This is a genomic window from Nitrospira tepida (assembly GCF_947241125.1).
Classification (GTDB): Bacteria; Nitrospirota; Nitrospiria; order Nitrospirales; family Nitrospiraceae; genus Nitrospira_G; species Nitrospira_G tepida.
The window spans coordinates 4144791-4159475 of sequence record NZ_OX365700.1 but is presented as its reverse complement, the minus strand read 5'-3'; the positions used below and the strand labels follow the sequence as shown (position 1 = coordinate 4159475).

Below are 14685 nucleotides of genomic sequence, written 5' to 3'. Positions count from 1 at the left end.
GACTACGATGGGATGGTTTGACCGGCTCAGCCAGGGATTAGCCAAGACTCGCCAGGCCATGCAGAGTTCTTTGGATCGGCTGCTCGGCAGAGGGCCGGATCCGGAAACCTTGGAAGAGCTGGAAGTCGCCCTCCTTGGCGCCGATTTGGGAGTCCGTACCGTCGATCACCTCATGGAACGGTTGCGCCAAGGGGTGACGCGAAGCAGCGGGGAGGGTGAGCACGGGGTTCGTGCCGTTTTGCAGCATGAGATCCTGCAAGTCCTGTCAGCCTGTCAGGGAGAAGACTTGCTGACGTTGATTGAGCGATCTCCGCGACCTTTTGTGCTGCTCGCGGTCGGGGTGAACGGCGTCGGCAAAACCACTACCATGGCGAAGATCGCGCAACGGCTCAAGGAAAGCGGAAAGATCCCCTTGCTGGTCGCGGCCGACACGTTCCGCGCCGCCGCAATCGAGCAATTACAGGTCTGGGCCCAGCGAATCGGCGTCGAGCTTATTCATCAGCGGCAAGGGGCCGATCCTGCCGCTGTTGTCTTTGACGGTCTTGCCGCAGCCAAGGCTCGCTCCGTCGATGTCGTGTTGATCGACACGGCTGGGCGGCTCCATACAAAGGCGAATCTGATGGATGAATTGCGAAAAGTGCAGCGCGTCATTTCGCGCGAAATTCCAGGAGCACCCCATGAAGTGCTGCTCGTGCTGGACGCCACGGTCGGACAGAACGCCGTCTCCCAGGCTAGGCAATTTCAGGAGGCTGTGGGGGTAACAGGCTTGGCGCTGACCAAACTGGATGGGACGGCCCGCGGCGGAGTCGTGGTGGCCATCGCGCAAGAGTTGAAGATCCCAGTGCGGCTGATCGGCGTCGGCGAGCGGGTGGAAGATCTGCAAGACTTTCGCGCACCAGAGTTCGTACAGGCCTTATTCGGGGATGTCGTAACCTCCTCAAGGCCCTGATCCTTCCCAGCGTTCCTAAGCTGTTGGAAAAGAAGTCTTTCTTCTCATGTAATTGGGCGTATGTTAATCTGCCGGTGAATCGAACCGGATTCAGTGCAGTCCTGCCGGAGGAGGGAAACCTCGATGCCGACCATGCTGGTGATCGACGACGATCGGCTGAATTGCGACATGTTGCAGGTCATCTTCGCTCGCCATGGCTTCCAAGTCGTCACGGCGCAAAGCGGGCGCGAAGGGTTGGGACGTTTTCAAACCCTTCAACCGGACGTGACCCTGTTGGATCTACGGATGCCCGAGGTGGATGGGCTGGCCGTGCTCAAGGAGATACGCGCCCGAGATCCCTTGGCGCCGGTCGTCATGCTCGGGGCCGGTGCGACGGACATTCACGAGAACCTTGCGCGGGAACTCGGCGTAACCGACTTCTTGAGGAAGGGCTTGTCGCTCGACGTGCTGATCCGAACGGTCAACCGGGTCGCTCGTCCCGCCGCGCAGGCCCAGGAGTCGCGGTACTTTTCGACCGCCCCGTCGACGGAAGGGGCCCAATCCGAACGCATCCTGGTCGTCGACGACGAACCGCTGGTTCGCGAGCTGCTCGTGCAATTCCTGGAGATGCGCGGCTATGCGGTCCAAGGCGCCGCCTCCGGAGAGGAATGCCTTGCGCTGGTTGAAAGGGACCCCCCCGATGTGATTCTGTTAGACATCATCATGCCGGGGTTGGACGGCGTGGAAGTCATCAAAGCCTTACAGCCGCGGGGATTCGCCGGCGGCATCATCGTCTTGACCGGCAGCCAGAGCGAGGAATTGCTTCGAACCGCATGGGATCTCGGCATCCAAGAAGTCCTCTACAAGCCGGTCGATCTCGACCGCCTGCTGATGGCGGTTCAGTTGGTGCTGGTCTGTCGGGAGGGATGACCCTCAGCGGCCGTCCCTCCGTTCGCAGACTCTGTAGGATTCTCGTCTCGGTTGGAGCAATCGTGTGGGGCTCGCTGCCGGTGGCGGCCTGGGCCGTCGGCGACAGCGATGCGCCTTCGACTCTCGCGGCCCAAGAGACAGCTTCATTCAAGTCCAATCAGTCGGGTTCGATCTCGCAGCATCGCCTCACCGTCGAACTCACTCCTCAGTCACACCGGTTGAAAGCGTCCGATCAGATGACCGTGCAACTATCCGGATCGGCGATCGATCGGCTCGAATTTGAGCTGGCTCCCACGTTGAACGTTACGAAAGTGTCTGCTCGGGGGAACGGGCACGGACTGCCGCTGAAGGTCACCCGCCGCCAGGAACTTTCCCGGGAGCTGGCCGGGGAACCGACCCAAATCGTCACCATCGAGTTCCGGGAGCCGATCGGCAGCCAAGCCGTCACCATGGACTGGGAATATGACGGCGTGATCCATGATCCGCCGAAAGAACCGCGCCATCTCCGGTTCGTCACGCCCAGCGACACATCGGGCTACATCGGGCTGGAAGGAGTCTACCTGAGCAGCGAATCCCGTTGGTACCCTGATCGTGCCGGCTCCATCGCCACATTCGCCCTGCGCGTGACGCTGCCTTCCGGCTGGACGGCGGTCACCCATGGCCGGCGGCTCACGCCGTTGGATTCGGAGGCCGGGCCCGCCGAAGCGCCGGTCACGGAATGGGAGGTCAACGAGCCGACCGAAGCCCTGACGCTGGTCGCCAACCAATTCGTCCGCACGGCGCGCGAGTGGAAAGGGGAGCACGGCGATCCGGTGCTGATTGAAACCTATTTGTTCCCGGAGGAAGCCGCGCTGGCACAGGACTATCTCGATGCGGCCGGTCGATACCTGGACGTCTACAGCCGATTGCTGGGCCCCTATCCGTTCCCGAAATTCGCTGTCGTGGAGAATTTTTTCCCGGCCGGTCTCGGGATGCCGTCCTTCACCCTCCTGGGCAGCGGGGTCATCAAACGGCGGTACGTGCAGCCGTACGCCTTGGGCCATGAAATCGTGCACTCCTGGATCGGCAATTATGTGTTCAATCGGCCGGAGACGGGAAATTGGGTCGAAGGACTGACAACCTATCTGGCCAATTACTATTACGAGGAGCTGACGGGAACGCCGGAGCAGGCGCGTGAACAACGGCGGCTCATGCTGGCCGGCTATGCGGTCTATGTCCCGGCGGAAGATGATTACGCCGTCGCGAAGTTCATGCGTAAGACGGACCAGAAGGATAACGCCATCGGGTATCAGAAGGCGGCCATGGTCTTTCATATGCTGCGCCAGGAGGTGGGGGAGGAGCAGTTTTGGAAGGGTCTGCGAACGTTGGTCCGGGAATACGGCGGCCGCTACCTGGACTGGCGCGGGATCGAGCGGCTCTACGCCGCTTTGACCGGGCGGGACCTGCGCCGGTTTTTCGCCCAGTGGATCGAGCAACCAGGCGCGCCACAATTGAGCCTGGTCCAGGCCGTTCTAGCCCGTGATCCACAGGGCGCAGGCAGATCGCAACATCGTCTTGATGTGACCATCGTCCAGCGCGGAGAACCCTATGGGCTGACCCTCCCGTTGGCGGTGAGCGGCGAAGAGGGGCACCAGGAAACCATCTCCGTGAAGGTCGGATCGTCATCCGATCGCGTTCAAGTCCCGCTGTCGTTCATGCCTGCATCGGTCCAGTTGGACCCTGACTACATGGTGTTTCGACGGATCGACCGGGCGGTCCTGCCGCCGATGCTGAACCTGTTCGTCACTGACCGGACGCGAACGGTCATTGTCCCGCCGACGACAGCCCGGGAGGAGTCCAGTATCTACCGGCGCGTGGTCGAACGGCTCACGACGCAGGAGGCCGCTGATTCACAGAAAGTGACCACGGCGGTCTTGCCTCCGGAAGGGGCGGACCTCGGCCGGTCGGGAGGATCCGTGCTATTCCTCGGTCCAACTCAACGCGATGCCTGGCGGCACGCCTCGGACCCACACTGTGCAGCGCGGGTGCAATTGGACGAGGCGCGGGTGGCCATTGATCAATCGGTCGTCGAAGGAACGAATCTGGCGGTCCTCGTATCCTGTCCGGTCAAGCAGGCGCCGGGGCATGTGGCCACGCTGTTTTACGGCATGACGCCGGAGGCCGCAGGGCGGGTCACGCGCCTCTTGTTCTTTTACGGATGGCAGAGCTACCTTATTTTTCGGGACGGGGCCGTCGTGGCTCGAGGTGATTTCGGAGGAGACCGTGAGTCTGAACGTCTATCGGTTCGGTAAGGGGCTGGCCGGGGTGATCGGGGTAGGGGTCTTGTCGTTGATCCTGGCGCAGGCGTTGGCCTATGGCGCGGGCGAGCCTGCGGCGCCGGGCGGATCATCCATGGCCCCGGCGAAAACGGGCGTGGAACGACACCTCGCCAATATTCGCCAACTCACCGTGGGGCGGCAGAATGCGGAAGCGTATTTTTCCTTTGAAGGCTCGAAACTGGTGTTTCAATCCACCAACGATTGGCGCGATGCGAAGGGCGACATGTTGCCGACGGCCAAGACGAAGGCGGAGCGGGGCTTGGGGTGCTATCAAATCTATGTGATGGATCTGGAGAGCGAATCAATCCGACTGGTCAGCACCGGGGTCGGCGCCACCACCTGCGGCTATTTCTTCCCCGGCGGGCGACGGGTGCTATATTCATCGACCCATCATGTGGCGCCGAGCTGCCCTCCCAAGCCGAGCCGCGAAGAGGGATACCGGTGGGCCTTGGACGACTATGACATCTACTCGGTCAGGCTGGACGGCCAGCAAATGCAGCGGTTGACCCACACGCCCGGCTATGATGCGGAGGCGACCATCTCTCCGGACGGCAAGACGATCGTCTGGACCTCCTTGCGGGACGGTGACCTGGACATTTATGCGATGAACATCGACGGCACCCATGTCCGCCGCCTGACCACGGAGGTGGGTTATGATGGCGGGCCGTTTTTTTCTCCCGACAGCCGGCGCATCGTCTACCGTGCGCAACACCCACAGACCTTGGAGGAGGTCGACGAGTATCAAGCCCTGCTCAAGCAAAAACTCGTGAAACCCAACCGGTTGGAGATTTTCGTCATGAATGCGGACGGCAGCGGACGCCGCCAGGTGACGTCCAATGGCGCCTCCAATTTCTCGCCCTATTTTCACCCTGATGGGCGCCGGATCATTTTTGCGTCGAACGCTCGTCCCGGAGAACGGGCCTTCCACCTGTATCTCATCAACGACGACGGCACCGACCTTGAGCAACTCACGTTCGAAGGGCAGTTCAACAGTTTCCCGATGTTCTCGCCGGACGGCAAGCGTCTTGTCTGGGTGTCGGATCGACAGGCCGAACAGCCCGGTGAGTTCAATGTGTTCCTGGCCGACTGGATTCCATGACTGCGCTCGCTGACTCCGCTGACAGCCGGCCACCGCGTTTCGGCCTCTCGGTCGGACGGCTGCTGATCAGTCTAGCTCTGCTCCTGCTCTTCTTTGGGCTGTTTCAAGTGGATGTCCCGCTCGCGCGCTTCATTCGGTCGCTTGAACATCCGATCGGCTATTTCCCCAACCCGTGGTTGTTCTGGACCAATTGGATCGGCAATTGGGTGGGCGACGGGCTCTATCTGGCGCTGTTCAGCGCAGGGCTGCTGGCCGGCGGATGGTGGCTCGGCAGACGAAACGTGATGGAGGCTGGATGGCAAAGCCTGATCGCCCACGGGGCCGTGGCGCTGCTGGTGACGCTCTTGAAGCATGTGGTCGGGAGGCCCAGGCCGAAGTTCAATCATGCCGGCGGATTTCAGCTCTGGCCTTCGATGGACAACGGGTTTGACTCGTTTCCCTCCGGTCACGCTGCTGCCGCGTTCACGGTCGCGGCCGTCTTGGCCCGGCGCTATCCCTCGGCCAGATGGATCTGGTACGGAACCGCAGCGTTGGTGACATTCAGCCGGATATTGAGAGGGTCGCATTTCGTCACGGATGTGATGGCCGGTGCAATTCTAGGGCTCGTGGCCGGGTGGATCATCAGCCGTCCGCTGGAGCGGTGGCGAACGTCCGTCTGGGAAGCGGTGTCGGCTGCCACAGCCTTGACTCTGGTTATCTTCGCCCTGCTCTGGACAGGCAGCCACCCGTCGCAGTTCGACTGGGTCATGGCCGCCACATTTGTGACGGGAACCTGCGTGGCGCTGTGCGGCACGCTGGCACGGCTGTTGGTGAAGCCGCCCAACGGCCGGACAGATGGTCGGGGGGTGTGGCCGTTTCTTCGCCTTCAGAGCGGGTACCTGGTCGGAATTGGACTGCTGTTGGCGACCGGGTCTCCCGCCGTGATCGGGATTGGAGCCCTGGTCCTGTCTGGGTTATGGCTCAGTCACCAGACCCAACAAGACAGGGGGCCTGACGTAATCGCGGCCTCTCCCCGCTGGCGCCTCGTCTCTGAGGCGGCGCTGGCCGCTTCGGTCTTGGTCTCTCTGGTCGTCATCAAGGGCCTGCAGGGCCTGATTCCTCCGCAATAATCCGTCCCCTTCATCTCCCCCTCGCTCAATGACCCGGCGGCATGCGCGGCGGCTCACTCTCTGGAGAGCGAGCCGGCAGCTTGACCATCGCTTCGTTGGCGAGGAGGCTGTATCCGCCGTGCGCCAACAGCACTTCGTAAGACTCGGTCTCCTTTGGCAGCTTGGACTTGAGTCTGGTGGGAAGCAGGATGATGGTGCGTCCCGGCAAGGACAAGTAAGGCGTTAGTTTGTCCTCTTCGCCGGGCCGAATCACGATGGTCTTGCGTCGGGCGTAGAAGATCCACGAAGGCTTGTGCGGTCCATAGGTCACGAACCGGTCGTTTGGACCCAGATTCAACCCGGCAATGGCCGCCAATTGTTGCGGAGGCCCGATGAACAACTGTTGAAAGCGAGGCCCAGTGACATGGAGCAGGATGAGGATCACCGCGCCGAGCGAGCAGGCCATCACCCAGAGCATGCCCGCCCGGCGGGTCTCCGACCGGCCGAAATAGCCGGCCAAGGACGTGCCAATCAGGAGCACGCCGCCTGCCGCCACGGGGCCAAGCCCCGGCGTCGCCGTGCCGGCCATCGGAAATTCCTTTTCGACCTGGGACAGAAAGGTTTCATACAGATAGGGAGCGGAGGCCAGCCCGATCGCGAGGAGATACCCCAGGATGGTGGTCAGGTGCATCGCGGCCTTGGCGCCGGGGCTGTCGGCCTGATCGAGCGAGCGCCGCCACAACCCGGCAGCCAGGATCGCCGCCGCGGGAAACATGGGACCGATGTAATGGGGGAGTCTTGTCGCCGAAAGGGAAAAAAAGATCACCACGGAGAGGCACCACCAGGCGGCGAAGGCTTCAAGGGAAGGAACGGAGGCAGACGGTCCCGCGTCGGCGGTCTGGTCCAAGCCCGCCCGTCGCTCTGCCCACCAGTGCTTCAGGGTCTGGATGAACGAGAGGACGAACCAGCCCGACCAGGGAAAGAAGCCGAGCAGCAACACGGGAAGATAGAAAAAGATGGTGCCGCCGTGACCGCCGATCGGGTTCAAGAACCGGCCGACCGTATCGGCCTGCGCCGAGGCGCTGTAGTTGGCGCCGTGGAGCCAGAGCATGCCGGCATACCAAGGGATCGTCAGCATGGCCGTGAGGATGAAGCCGGCAAACGGACGGCCGTGCGCCCGGTAGTCCCGCCACCGCTTCGTGGCCGTGAGAAAGGCGCCGGCGGCGACGAGGGGAACCAGCAACCCGACCGGCCCCTTCGTCAACGTCGCGAAGGCCATGCCAACGTAGAAGAGCCAGATGGCCCGCCGGGTCCGTCCCTCTCCATAGAGACCCCACCAGAACCCGTACAGCGAGAGCGTGGTGAAGAAGATGAGGACGCTGTCCGTCAGCGCCATGCGGTTGATGGCAACCATTTCAAGGTTTAACGCCAGCATCAGGGCTGCCGCCAGCCCGTTCCACCGGTCTTGGGTTCTGGCGACGAAGAGGTATTGCAGCAGGACGAGCAAAAGCCCGAACAGGGCCGCGTGCAACCGTGCCGAGAATTCATTGACGCCGAAGAGGAGGTAGGCGGTGCTCATGAGCCAATAGGTGAATGCCGGCTTGGCGAAGCGCGGCTCGTAATTGAGCGTGGGACTCATCCAATTGCCGGTTTCCACCATCTCACGGGCCGCTTCCGCGTTGCTGCCTTCGTCGCGATCGGTGAGTCCTAGAGTGCCGAGTCCCGCAAAATACAACAGACCCGCGAGGGCGATCAGGAGCAGGAGATGGGACAGGGCGGGGGTTCGGTTCATGGGGACGGGATCAGGTTGGTCCATCGGGATCTGGATCGCGCCCGGCAATCACGTTTTCGAAACGGGAGGGGGCGCGGATTCAGCCACGGGGGGGCGCGACGGCCGGTGGATCAGCATCAGATTGCGAAAATAGACAAAGCTGCCGACGCTCTGGCCGGCGATGAAGACCGGATCCCTCCGGTAGATGGCATAGGTCAGCGTGATCAGCCCTCCGATGAGGCTCATGTACCAGAAGGCGATCGGGACGCGGCTCTGCGCGCTTCGCTCCGAGGCCAGCCACTGCACGACCCATCGCATGAAGAAGAGGCCCTGGCCGAAGAAGCCGATGCCCAGCCACGTGATCTCGGTGGTCGACATGGGGTCAGGTCACGCGCGCGAGGCAGGAACGGTCGAGGCGCGCGCGCGGTAGCGGAGGACTCGGCGCTGCATCCAGCGGACGGCGATCAGATCGTACAGGCCTCGAAACAGACGGTTGCCGACGCCGTATTTGGACTGCCCGTGCGCCCGCGGATGATGGCGCACCGGGACTTCCGTCACGGTAAATCCGTACATGAGGGCCAGGGCCGGGAAGAATCGATGCATGCCGTCGAACAACTGGAGCCGCTCGATGACCGCGCGCCGGAAGATCTTCAGGGAGCAGCCTGTATCGTGGATGCGGTCGCCGGTCACCGCGCTCCGCACGATATTGGCGATACGGGACGAAACCATGCGGACCAGGTTGTCATGACGATTGGTTCGCCAGCCGCAGACCAGATCGAAGCGCTCGCTGTGCGGCAGGAGCGTCTTGATATCCTCCGGATCGTTTTGAAGGTCGCCGTCCATCGTCACGACGAGCGCGCCGGCCGCACGCTTGAAGCCGGCGTCGAAGGCCGAGGTCTGTCCGTAATTACGATCGAAGTGGAGCACCTGCACCGGCGGATACCGTTCGGCCAGTTCGTCGAGCAGCGCCGCGGTCCCGTCGGTGCTGCCGTCGTCGATGAACAGGATTTCAAAGGCCGCGGTGTGGGAGGCCTCATGGGTCTGGAGCACCTTCAACAAATGCTCCGTGAGCGGAACCACATTATCCCGCTCATCCTTGACGGGGATCACCACGGACACCCATGGAGGGGGCGATGCATTCATGGCGGACACAAAACCCTTCCGGAGAGGCGGCAAGCCGACCGGATCGGCGCATTCTATCGAATGATTCCGAGCGAGGTCAAACGGACCGGCCGCGACGCCGTGGTCGCGCCGGGCGGTTCGTTGAAGGGAAACTACTGAGCGTGGGATGCGGCCGTCGTGCTGATCGAGAACCGCACGGTTCCGAACATCGTCACGTCATTGACGGCTTCACCGGCGTAGATTTCGACCTTATACCGGCCGGGCTTCCAGCCGCCCGAAGGAGGAAGCAGTTGCAAGTAGCCGCTCTCGTCTTCGGAGACGATCTGCATCACGTCCCGGGTGACGACGGTTTTGGGATCGAGTCCCTCCACCGATTCCGGAAAGCAGAGGCCGAACACCTTGAAGAACTGATAATGCTGATGCAACTGGAAGACGATGTACACGGCCGGGGTGTCCGGAGGAAAGGTTTCGCGCGGATTCACGGGCACAATTTCATGGGTGCGCCGAAAACCCGGCTCCTCCTCGTAACCCTGGGCGGTCAGGATCGAGCGAAACATGCCCTCCGGCGGGGCATCGAAATTGTAGGGGCGGACGTCGTCGGCGCGGTTCTGAAACTCCGGAATCGGGACATTCGGGGTCAGTTGCAGGTCTTCCGTGTGGCCGGCCGTAGCGGTGCAGATGAGGAGCCCTACGGACAAGCCGAGGCTCAGCATCCTGGCTCCCGTCCCGTGAGGTGCGTCTCGGTGACCTTTCCGATTCATGCTTTCTAGGTACACTGCGCCTGGACCGGTGTCAAGGAAGCGCTCCTGTTCCCAACTTCTCCGGACCGACCGGAGGGCTGGAGCGAGCAAGGTGGCGGGCCGGAATGCGGCATGCCTGGCAATGGCCCGTTGCTGGCCGGAAAACCCGTTTGTTAGAATGGTCGCCGTTTGAAGAACTCTCAAGAGGAAGGGCACAGACATATGTTGCAGGATACCGAAGTCGTCCCCCAACCGCTCGGCGACTATCAACCGGTGGACCAGTGGCAAGCGCATGTCAACGACCTGTTTCATCAACTGCGGGGCGAGCGGGCTGGCGAGTATTTTCAGACCTTTACCTCCTCCGATTATCGACTGGCGCATGCCTTGGCGGCGGACTATGTGGAACGGGTCCGGACGCGCGATCGAACATGGACGGACGAGCGGCGAGCGGCGCCGCTGGTGGTGCATGAATGGGGCGCCAGTCACGGCAACCTCGCCGCCTGCTTCCTGTCTCACGTGAAGTCGCTGGACCGGGAGGGCACGATCTATCCGCGCATCCGGTACGTCCTGGTGGACCAGCGGCCTCAGGCCTTGGAGCGGGCACTGGCGCATCCGGATCTGGCCGGCCATCGGGAACGGGTCGAGACCATCTGCGGGAACGTCGAAGATCTCCCGGCGGTCGAGGCGGGGACGGTGGATCGCATCTTCTGTAACGAACTCTGGAACGAGATGCCGACCAAGCTCTTGACCAAGAAGGACGGCGAGGTCGAAGAGGAACACGTCCGGCCGAATCTCAGCGAAGCGAAACACGCGGCGATCGCCGATTGGTCGGGGTTCATCCGCGCCTTTGTGAAGAAAGACGCGGCGGCGCTGGCCGGGTTCCCGCCCTTCTTTGATGATGTCATTTGGGAGCGTGAATACCGCAAGGTCGAGTGGAAGGACGTGCCCTACCGGAAAACGATCATGGAATTCTTGAAACAGATCGACGAGCAGGTGCTCGTGCCGGTGAATTTAGGGGCCTTTGCCACCGTGAAGGAAGCGAAGCGCCTGTTGATGGCCGGCGCCATCGGGTTCAGCAGTTTTGATGCCGGCACCGCCGACGTAGCCGTGCTCAACAACCCGGAGAAACCCTGTTCGGGGCAATTCGGGGGACTCTACAGCGTCATGGTCAATCTGGCGTTGGTCGGAGCGGTCGCCAACCATCTGGGGATTCGCGAGGCGCTGATCGAGCCGCAGCGCGAATTCGTCGGCCGGAGCCTCGGCGTGAACGTGATCACGCTGACGGATCTGTTGGCCACGCACCCCAAGGCCAAGAATCTGGCGAAGTGGGAACAGGACCGGCTGATCGTCCAGACCATTCGCGCCTTGAACGAGTCCTACCACAGTCCCTACCGGCGAACGTTGCACTTTCCCCTGTCGCCCGATTTCCCGCCGGAGGAACGGGAAGCGGTTCAAGGCACGTTGCTGTCCATGAAGCAGGACGGGGTGCCGGACACCGTCGCCTATCTGACCGAAGAGGAAATCCTGGCCAGCCTGCGGGACCTGGAGACGCTGGGCTATGAGCGTGACGAAATCGATATTGTTTGGGGCATCCCTCCGGCCGGAGTAGACTACGCCCATTGGTCTTTCAGACCCTGATCCAGTCCCTCCGCCGACGTCTCATGCGGCCCGGAAGATGAAAACCCCTTGACTATTTGCATGAGTTTCTTTACCTTCCCGCGCCAAGAGGGAGACGCCCCCCAAACGAGGGGATGTTGGGTTGAGGAATCGGCGATCGCGGGGCGGGGTGATTCGACATAGCTGCCGACGGCAATAACGGATTCCGCATAAAACGCAGACGGAAAGACGAGTAACAGGCCATGTTCGGATCATTTGGGTGGATGGAATTACTCCTGATTCTGGTCATTGTGTTGATCATTTTCGGGGCCGGCAAGCTGCCGCAGTTGGGCGAGGGACTTGGGAAGGCCATCAAGGGCTTCAAGAAGACGGTTCACGAGCCGGACGCCATTGATGTCACGCCGGCCGGCGAACCGCCTCCACCGACAGCCCCTCCGCAAGTCACCCAGCAGGCTCAGGCAACGGCGCCCGCTGAGTCCGCCACGCAGCCTACGGTCAAGCAGGGATAGAGATCCGGATACGCAGACCTCGAGGCGTCGGGACGAAAAGGAACAAGGTCTTCCGACATGTTTGGCCTGGGGGCTGGAGAAATTCTTATCATTCTGGTGATCGCGTTCCTGCTGTTCGGCCCGAAGGAGCTGCCTGAAATCGGCCGGCAGGTCGGGAAGGCGGTCAAGGGGTTCAAGGAAACAGCGGACGATCTGCGCAAGACAGTCGAGCCGGAAATCAATCTGATTCAATCCGAAGTGAAGCTGGCCCAGCAAGACATCGAAATGTCGATCAAGGAAGCCGAGCAGGAAATCACCAACGCCACACAGGAACAAGAGCAGAGTACCGATTCGTCGAAGCACGCCTGACGGCGTCGGATTCGACGGGAGAGACCCACGCCATTCACCAAGACTCGCGATGACCAACGAAGGGGGGTGACGTTGGTTCGTTCGTAGCTGTCACGGTGTATCCTTCCCGTGACCCTGTTCTGCAGCACGAGGCTGAGGCAAGGTCACACAGAGCCTCCGTCCGTACCTTTTCCAGTTCAGCATGCGCGTCACGTCTCGCAGGAGACGGTGGATCCCGGTTATGCAAGGTCGTGTCAGGCGCAGCAGCGCCTGCAACATCGGCGGAGCGGAACTGATCTGCCGATGTCGAGCGCAGAGGTCCTATTATCATTCTATCTATCTTTTACAGGAGGAGCGCTATGTGTAAACGTGGATTGCTCTGGCTGGCGGTAGGGGCACTACTGCTGGGAGGTCCGGTCAATCTCGTCTTCGCTGATCCGCCGGTCGCCGACAAGGTGATCGACAAACCGACCAACGTCAAGCCGGTGCCGCGGGGGATGCCGGACTTGATCCCATACTGGAACTTCGATCCCCCCAAAAGCCCTCTCTTCGATCTCAAGAACTTCACCGTCAACGGTGATATGAGGGTCCGGCCGGAAATCCGGACCAATTCCAATTTCGGCGTGACGCAGAGCCTTCCTGGCCAACCGACCACCGGTCGGGTAGGTGGCGCCAATGATTGGTATGTCCAACAGTGGGTCCGCATCGGGTTGAACTATGCCCTGTCGCCCGACGTGGACTTCTTTGCACAGCCCCAATGGGCCAAAAACTGGGGCGCAGCAGATAATACAATCAACAACGGTGCCGGCTGCAGTGCCGGCGGCAGCATCTGTTCGAACGACGCGTTCAACAACGGCCAGGCGGACAGCCTGTTCCTCCGTCAGGCCTTCATCATGATCCGCAACATAGGAATCCAGGGACTCAGCCTCAAGGCCGGCCGTCAATTGATCGTCATGGGCGATCACCGGCTGTTTGGCCACTTCGACTGGGCCAATACCGGATTTTCGCATGACGGCGTGACGTTCCAGTATCAACAGCCGACCTGGGAGCTCTGGGGCGGCTGGTTGAAGCCGATGGATCAGGAGTTCAACGGGTTCGGACAGCAGAGCACCTCCTTCGGCGTGATGCCCCAGGGGGCTCCGACCAGCACGGCGTCTAAAGCAGGAGCGGATTCCGACCTGTTCTTCACGAGGCTGGCCTTCAAGCCGATGGCTGGCCTGGCGATCGAACCCTTGTGGGTCTGGCAGCGTAACGGTGCGGCGCAAGCTAACGCTGCCAGCCCGATAAACGGCGTATTAGCGGCTCACGCCAATGGCCAGAGCCGGCATACAGCCGGTATGCGGGTTGCGTTGCGCAAGAGCATCTTCGATGGATCGGCCGAAGGTTACTATCAGTTCGGTTCAATGGATATTGGGCAGTCAGGTCAACGTGCCCACATCAATGCCTACGCCTTTGCGGCGGAGGGCGGCGTGACCTTGCCGATTCCCTGGGCGCCTCGGATCGGTCTCGAGTTCAACATGGCTTCCGGCGACGGCGATGCCGGGAATTGCACCAGCGCCAATCCGGCCGGTTGCGGCGGCACCGCCAACACCTTCGAGAACCTCTATCCGACAAACCACATCGTGATGGGCTACGCGGATATCATGGCCTGGCGGAACATGGTGGCCTACAGCGCCAGCCTGCAATTCATTCCATTCGACTATGCGGCCAACCACTTTGAGTTCCGCTACTGGAACTTCCGCAGGCAGACGGCCGGAGACTGTTGGTACCGGGCGGCGCAGAACTGCTACTACGCACCAACCGCCACCAATACCGCCAACCATCTGGCGGACGAAATCGATTTCATCTACACGCTGTTCTTCAAGAACAACAAGGTGGCTTGGCAACTTGGTGCCAGCTACATGTTTGCGGGGGGCTTCCTCGACAATCAGGCCGGCGCAGGGAATCAACCGGTCAATCAGACCTGGGCCTACACCCAACTGCACATCAACTTCTAACCTGCAGGGTTCTTGCTGTTCCCGCCGGGGAGTCATCTCCCCGGCGGGATTTTTTTTGGCCCGCCACGACGCAGTTTGCCCGCAGACGGACATGCGTCACGCGTCATTCGTCAAACGTAAAGAAGTCACAACCGATGCAGTCAGTCCTCTTCATCGCTGTTCGAATGTGGATAATGGGGATATGGGGTCAGGCATGAGTATTGACTTATTAACACCTCCGGCAATGCAAGCGCCCGCTG

The 14685-nt window shown here is 61.5% G+C and carries 13 protein-coding genes; 9 read left to right on the top strand and 4 right to left on the bottom strand.

Going from position 1 to position 14685, the window contains the following annotated elements:
* The first annotated feature begins 7 nt into the window (after nucleotides 1-7).
* The 5 genes from ftsY to QWI75_RS19695 all read left to right on the top strand — a co-directional run bounded on the left by ftsY (nucleotide 8) and on the right by QWI75_RS19695 (nucleotide 6384).
* Nucleotides 8-949 (top strand): signal recognition particle-docking protein FtsY, encoded by a 942-nt coding sequence (gene ftsY, locus QWI75_RS19715; protein ID WP_289271011.1) that lies wholly within the window; start codon nucleotides 8-10, stop codon nucleotides 947-949.
* A gap of 123 nt (nucleotides 950-1072) precedes the next feature.
* On the top strand, nucleotides 1073-1858 hold the full coding sequence (locus QWI75_RS19710; protein ID WP_289271009.1) for a response regulator: 786 nt from the start codon (nucleotides 1073-1075) through the stop codon (nucleotides 1856-1858).
* A gap of 62 nt (nucleotides 1859-1920) precedes the next feature.
* Complete coding sequence (locus tag QWI75_RS19705) at nucleotides 1921-4149, top strand: M1 family metallopeptidase (RefSeq protein WP_289271007.1); 2229 nt, start codon at nucleotides 1921-1923, stop codon at nucleotides 4147-4149.
* Entirely contained in the window at nucleotides 4121-5275 is a 1155-nt protein-coding gene (locus tag QWI75_RS19700) for a TolB family protein (protein ID WP_289271005.1), read from the top strand. The genes QWI75_RS19705 and QWI75_RS19700 overlap by 29 nt, the downstream gene beginning before the upstream one ends.
* On the top strand, nucleotides 5272-6384 hold the full coding sequence (locus QWI75_RS19695) for a phosphatase PAP2 family protein (RefSeq protein WP_289271003.1): 1113 nt from the start codon (nucleotides 5272-5274) through the stop codon (nucleotides 6382-6384). Before QWI75_RS19700 ends, QWI75_RS19695 begins: the two co-directional genes overlap by 4 nt.
* A gap of 25 nt (nucleotides 6385-6409) precedes the next feature.
* Here QWI75_RS19695 and QWI75_RS19690 read toward each other — a convergent pair whose 3' ends face one another.
* The 4 genes from QWI75_RS19690 to QWI75_RS19675 form a co-directional block, all read right to left on the bottom strand.
* Nucleotides 6410-8155, bottom strand: coding sequence for an ArnT family glycosyltransferase (locus QWI75_RS19690; protein ID WP_289271001.1), 1746 nt, complete (start codon nucleotides 8153-8155; stop codon nucleotides 6410-6412).
* Nucleotides 8156-8203: 48 nt separating this feature from the next.
* Nucleotides 8204-8512: a lipid-A-disaccharide synthase N-terminal domain-containing protein gene (locus tag QWI75_RS19685; protein WP_289271000.1), complete on the bottom strand. Its 309-nt coding sequence runs from the start codon at nucleotides 8510-8512 to the stop codon at nucleotides 8204-8206.
* Nucleotides 8513-8521: 9 nt separating this feature from the next.
* On the bottom strand, nucleotides 8522-9277 hold the full coding sequence (locus tag QWI75_RS19680; RefSeq protein WP_289270998.1) for a glycosyltransferase family 2 protein: 756 nt from the start codon (nucleotides 9275-9277) through the stop codon (nucleotides 8522-8524).
* 131 nt (nucleotides 9278-9408) lie between these two features.
* Nucleotides 9409-9969 (bottom strand): hypothetical protein, encoded by a 561-nt coding sequence (locus QWI75_RS19675; RefSeq protein ID WP_289270996.1) that lies wholly within the window; start codon nucleotides 9967-9969, stop codon nucleotides 9409-9411.
* Nucleotides 9970-10218: 249 nt separating this feature from the next.
* On the opposite strand from QWI75_RS19675, the gene QWI75_RS19670 reads away from it, so the two are divergent.
* The 4 genes from QWI75_RS19670 to QWI75_RS19655 all read left to right on the top strand — a co-directional run bounded on the left by QWI75_RS19670 (nucleotide 10219) and on the right by QWI75_RS19655 (nucleotide 14446).
* Nucleotides 10219-11634: an SAM-dependent methyltransferase gene (locus tag QWI75_RS19670; RefSeq protein ID WP_289270994.1), complete on the top strand. Its 1416-nt coding sequence runs from the start codon at nucleotides 10219-10221 to the stop codon at nucleotides 11632-11634.
* Nucleotides 11635-11855: 221 nt separating this feature from the next.
* Nucleotides 11856-12122 carry a twin-arginine translocase TatA/TatE family subunit gene (tatA, locus tag QWI75_RS19665; protein ID WP_289270993.1) on the top strand — a complete coding sequence of 89 codons (267 nt, stop codon included), beginning with the start codon at nucleotides 11856-11858 and terminating at the stop codon, nucleotides 12120-12122.
* A 57-nt stretch (nucleotides 12123-12179) separates the two neighbouring features.
* Nucleotides 12180-12470, top strand: a complete 291-nt coding sequence (tatA, locus tag QWI75_RS19660) for a twin-arginine translocase TatA/TatE family subunit (RefSeq protein ID WP_289270991.1) — start codon at nucleotides 12180-12182, stop codon at nucleotides 12468-12470.
* A gap of 338 nt (nucleotides 12471-12808) precedes the next feature.
* Nucleotides 12809-14446, top strand: coding sequence for an alginate export family protein (locus tag QWI75_RS19655; protein WP_289270989.1), 1638 nt, complete (start codon nucleotides 12809-12811; stop codon nucleotides 14444-14446).
* Nucleotides 14447-14685: the final 239 nt, after the last annotated feature.

Excerpts from the sequence above, each read along its gene's own strand:
- QWI75_RS19690 (WP_289271001.1), bottom strand. The coding sequence starts at position 8,155 with ATGAACCGAACCCCCGCCCTGTCCCATCTCCTGCTCCTGATCGCCCTC.
- QWI75_RS19675 (WP_289270996.1), bottom strand. The coding sequence starts at position 9,969 with ATGCTGAGCCTCGGCTTGTCCGTAGGGCTCCTCATCTGCACCGCTACG.
- ftsY (WP_289271011.1), top strand. The coding sequence starts at position 8 with ATGGGATGGTTTGACCGGCTCAGCCAGGGATTAGCCAAGACTCGCCAG.
- QWI75_RS19655 (WP_289270989.1), top strand. The coding sequence starts at position 12,809 with ATGTGTAAACGTGGATTGCTCTGGCTGGCGGTAGGGGCACTACTGCTG.
- QWI75_RS19680 (WP_289270998.1), bottom strand. The coding sequence starts at position 9,277 with ATGAATGCATCGCCCCCTCCATGGGTGTCCGTGGTGATCCCCGTCAAG.
- QWI75_RS19685 (WP_289271000.1), bottom strand. The coding sequence starts at position 8,512 with ATGTCGACCACCGAGATCACGTGGCTGGGCATCGGCTTCTTCGGCCAG.
- tatA (WP_289270993.1), top strand. The coding sequence starts at position 11,856 with ATGTTCGGATCATTTGGGTGGATGGAATTACTCCTGATTCTGGTCATT.
- QWI75_RS19710 (WP_289271009.1), top strand. The coding sequence starts at position 1,073 with ATGCCGACCATGCTGGTGATCGACGACGATCGGCTGAATTGCGACATG.
- QWI75_RS19695 (WP_289271003.1), top strand. The coding sequence starts at position 5,272 with ATGACTGCGCTCGCTGACTCCGCTGACAGCCGGCCACCGCGTTTCGGC.
- tatA (WP_289270991.1), top strand. The coding sequence starts at position 12,180 with ATGTTTGGCCTGGGGGCTGGAGAAATTCTTATCATTCTGGTGATCGCG.
- QWI75_RS19670 (WP_289270994.1), top strand. The coding sequence starts at position 10,219 with ATGTTGCAGGATACCGAAGTCGTCCCCCAACCGCTCGGCGACTATCAA.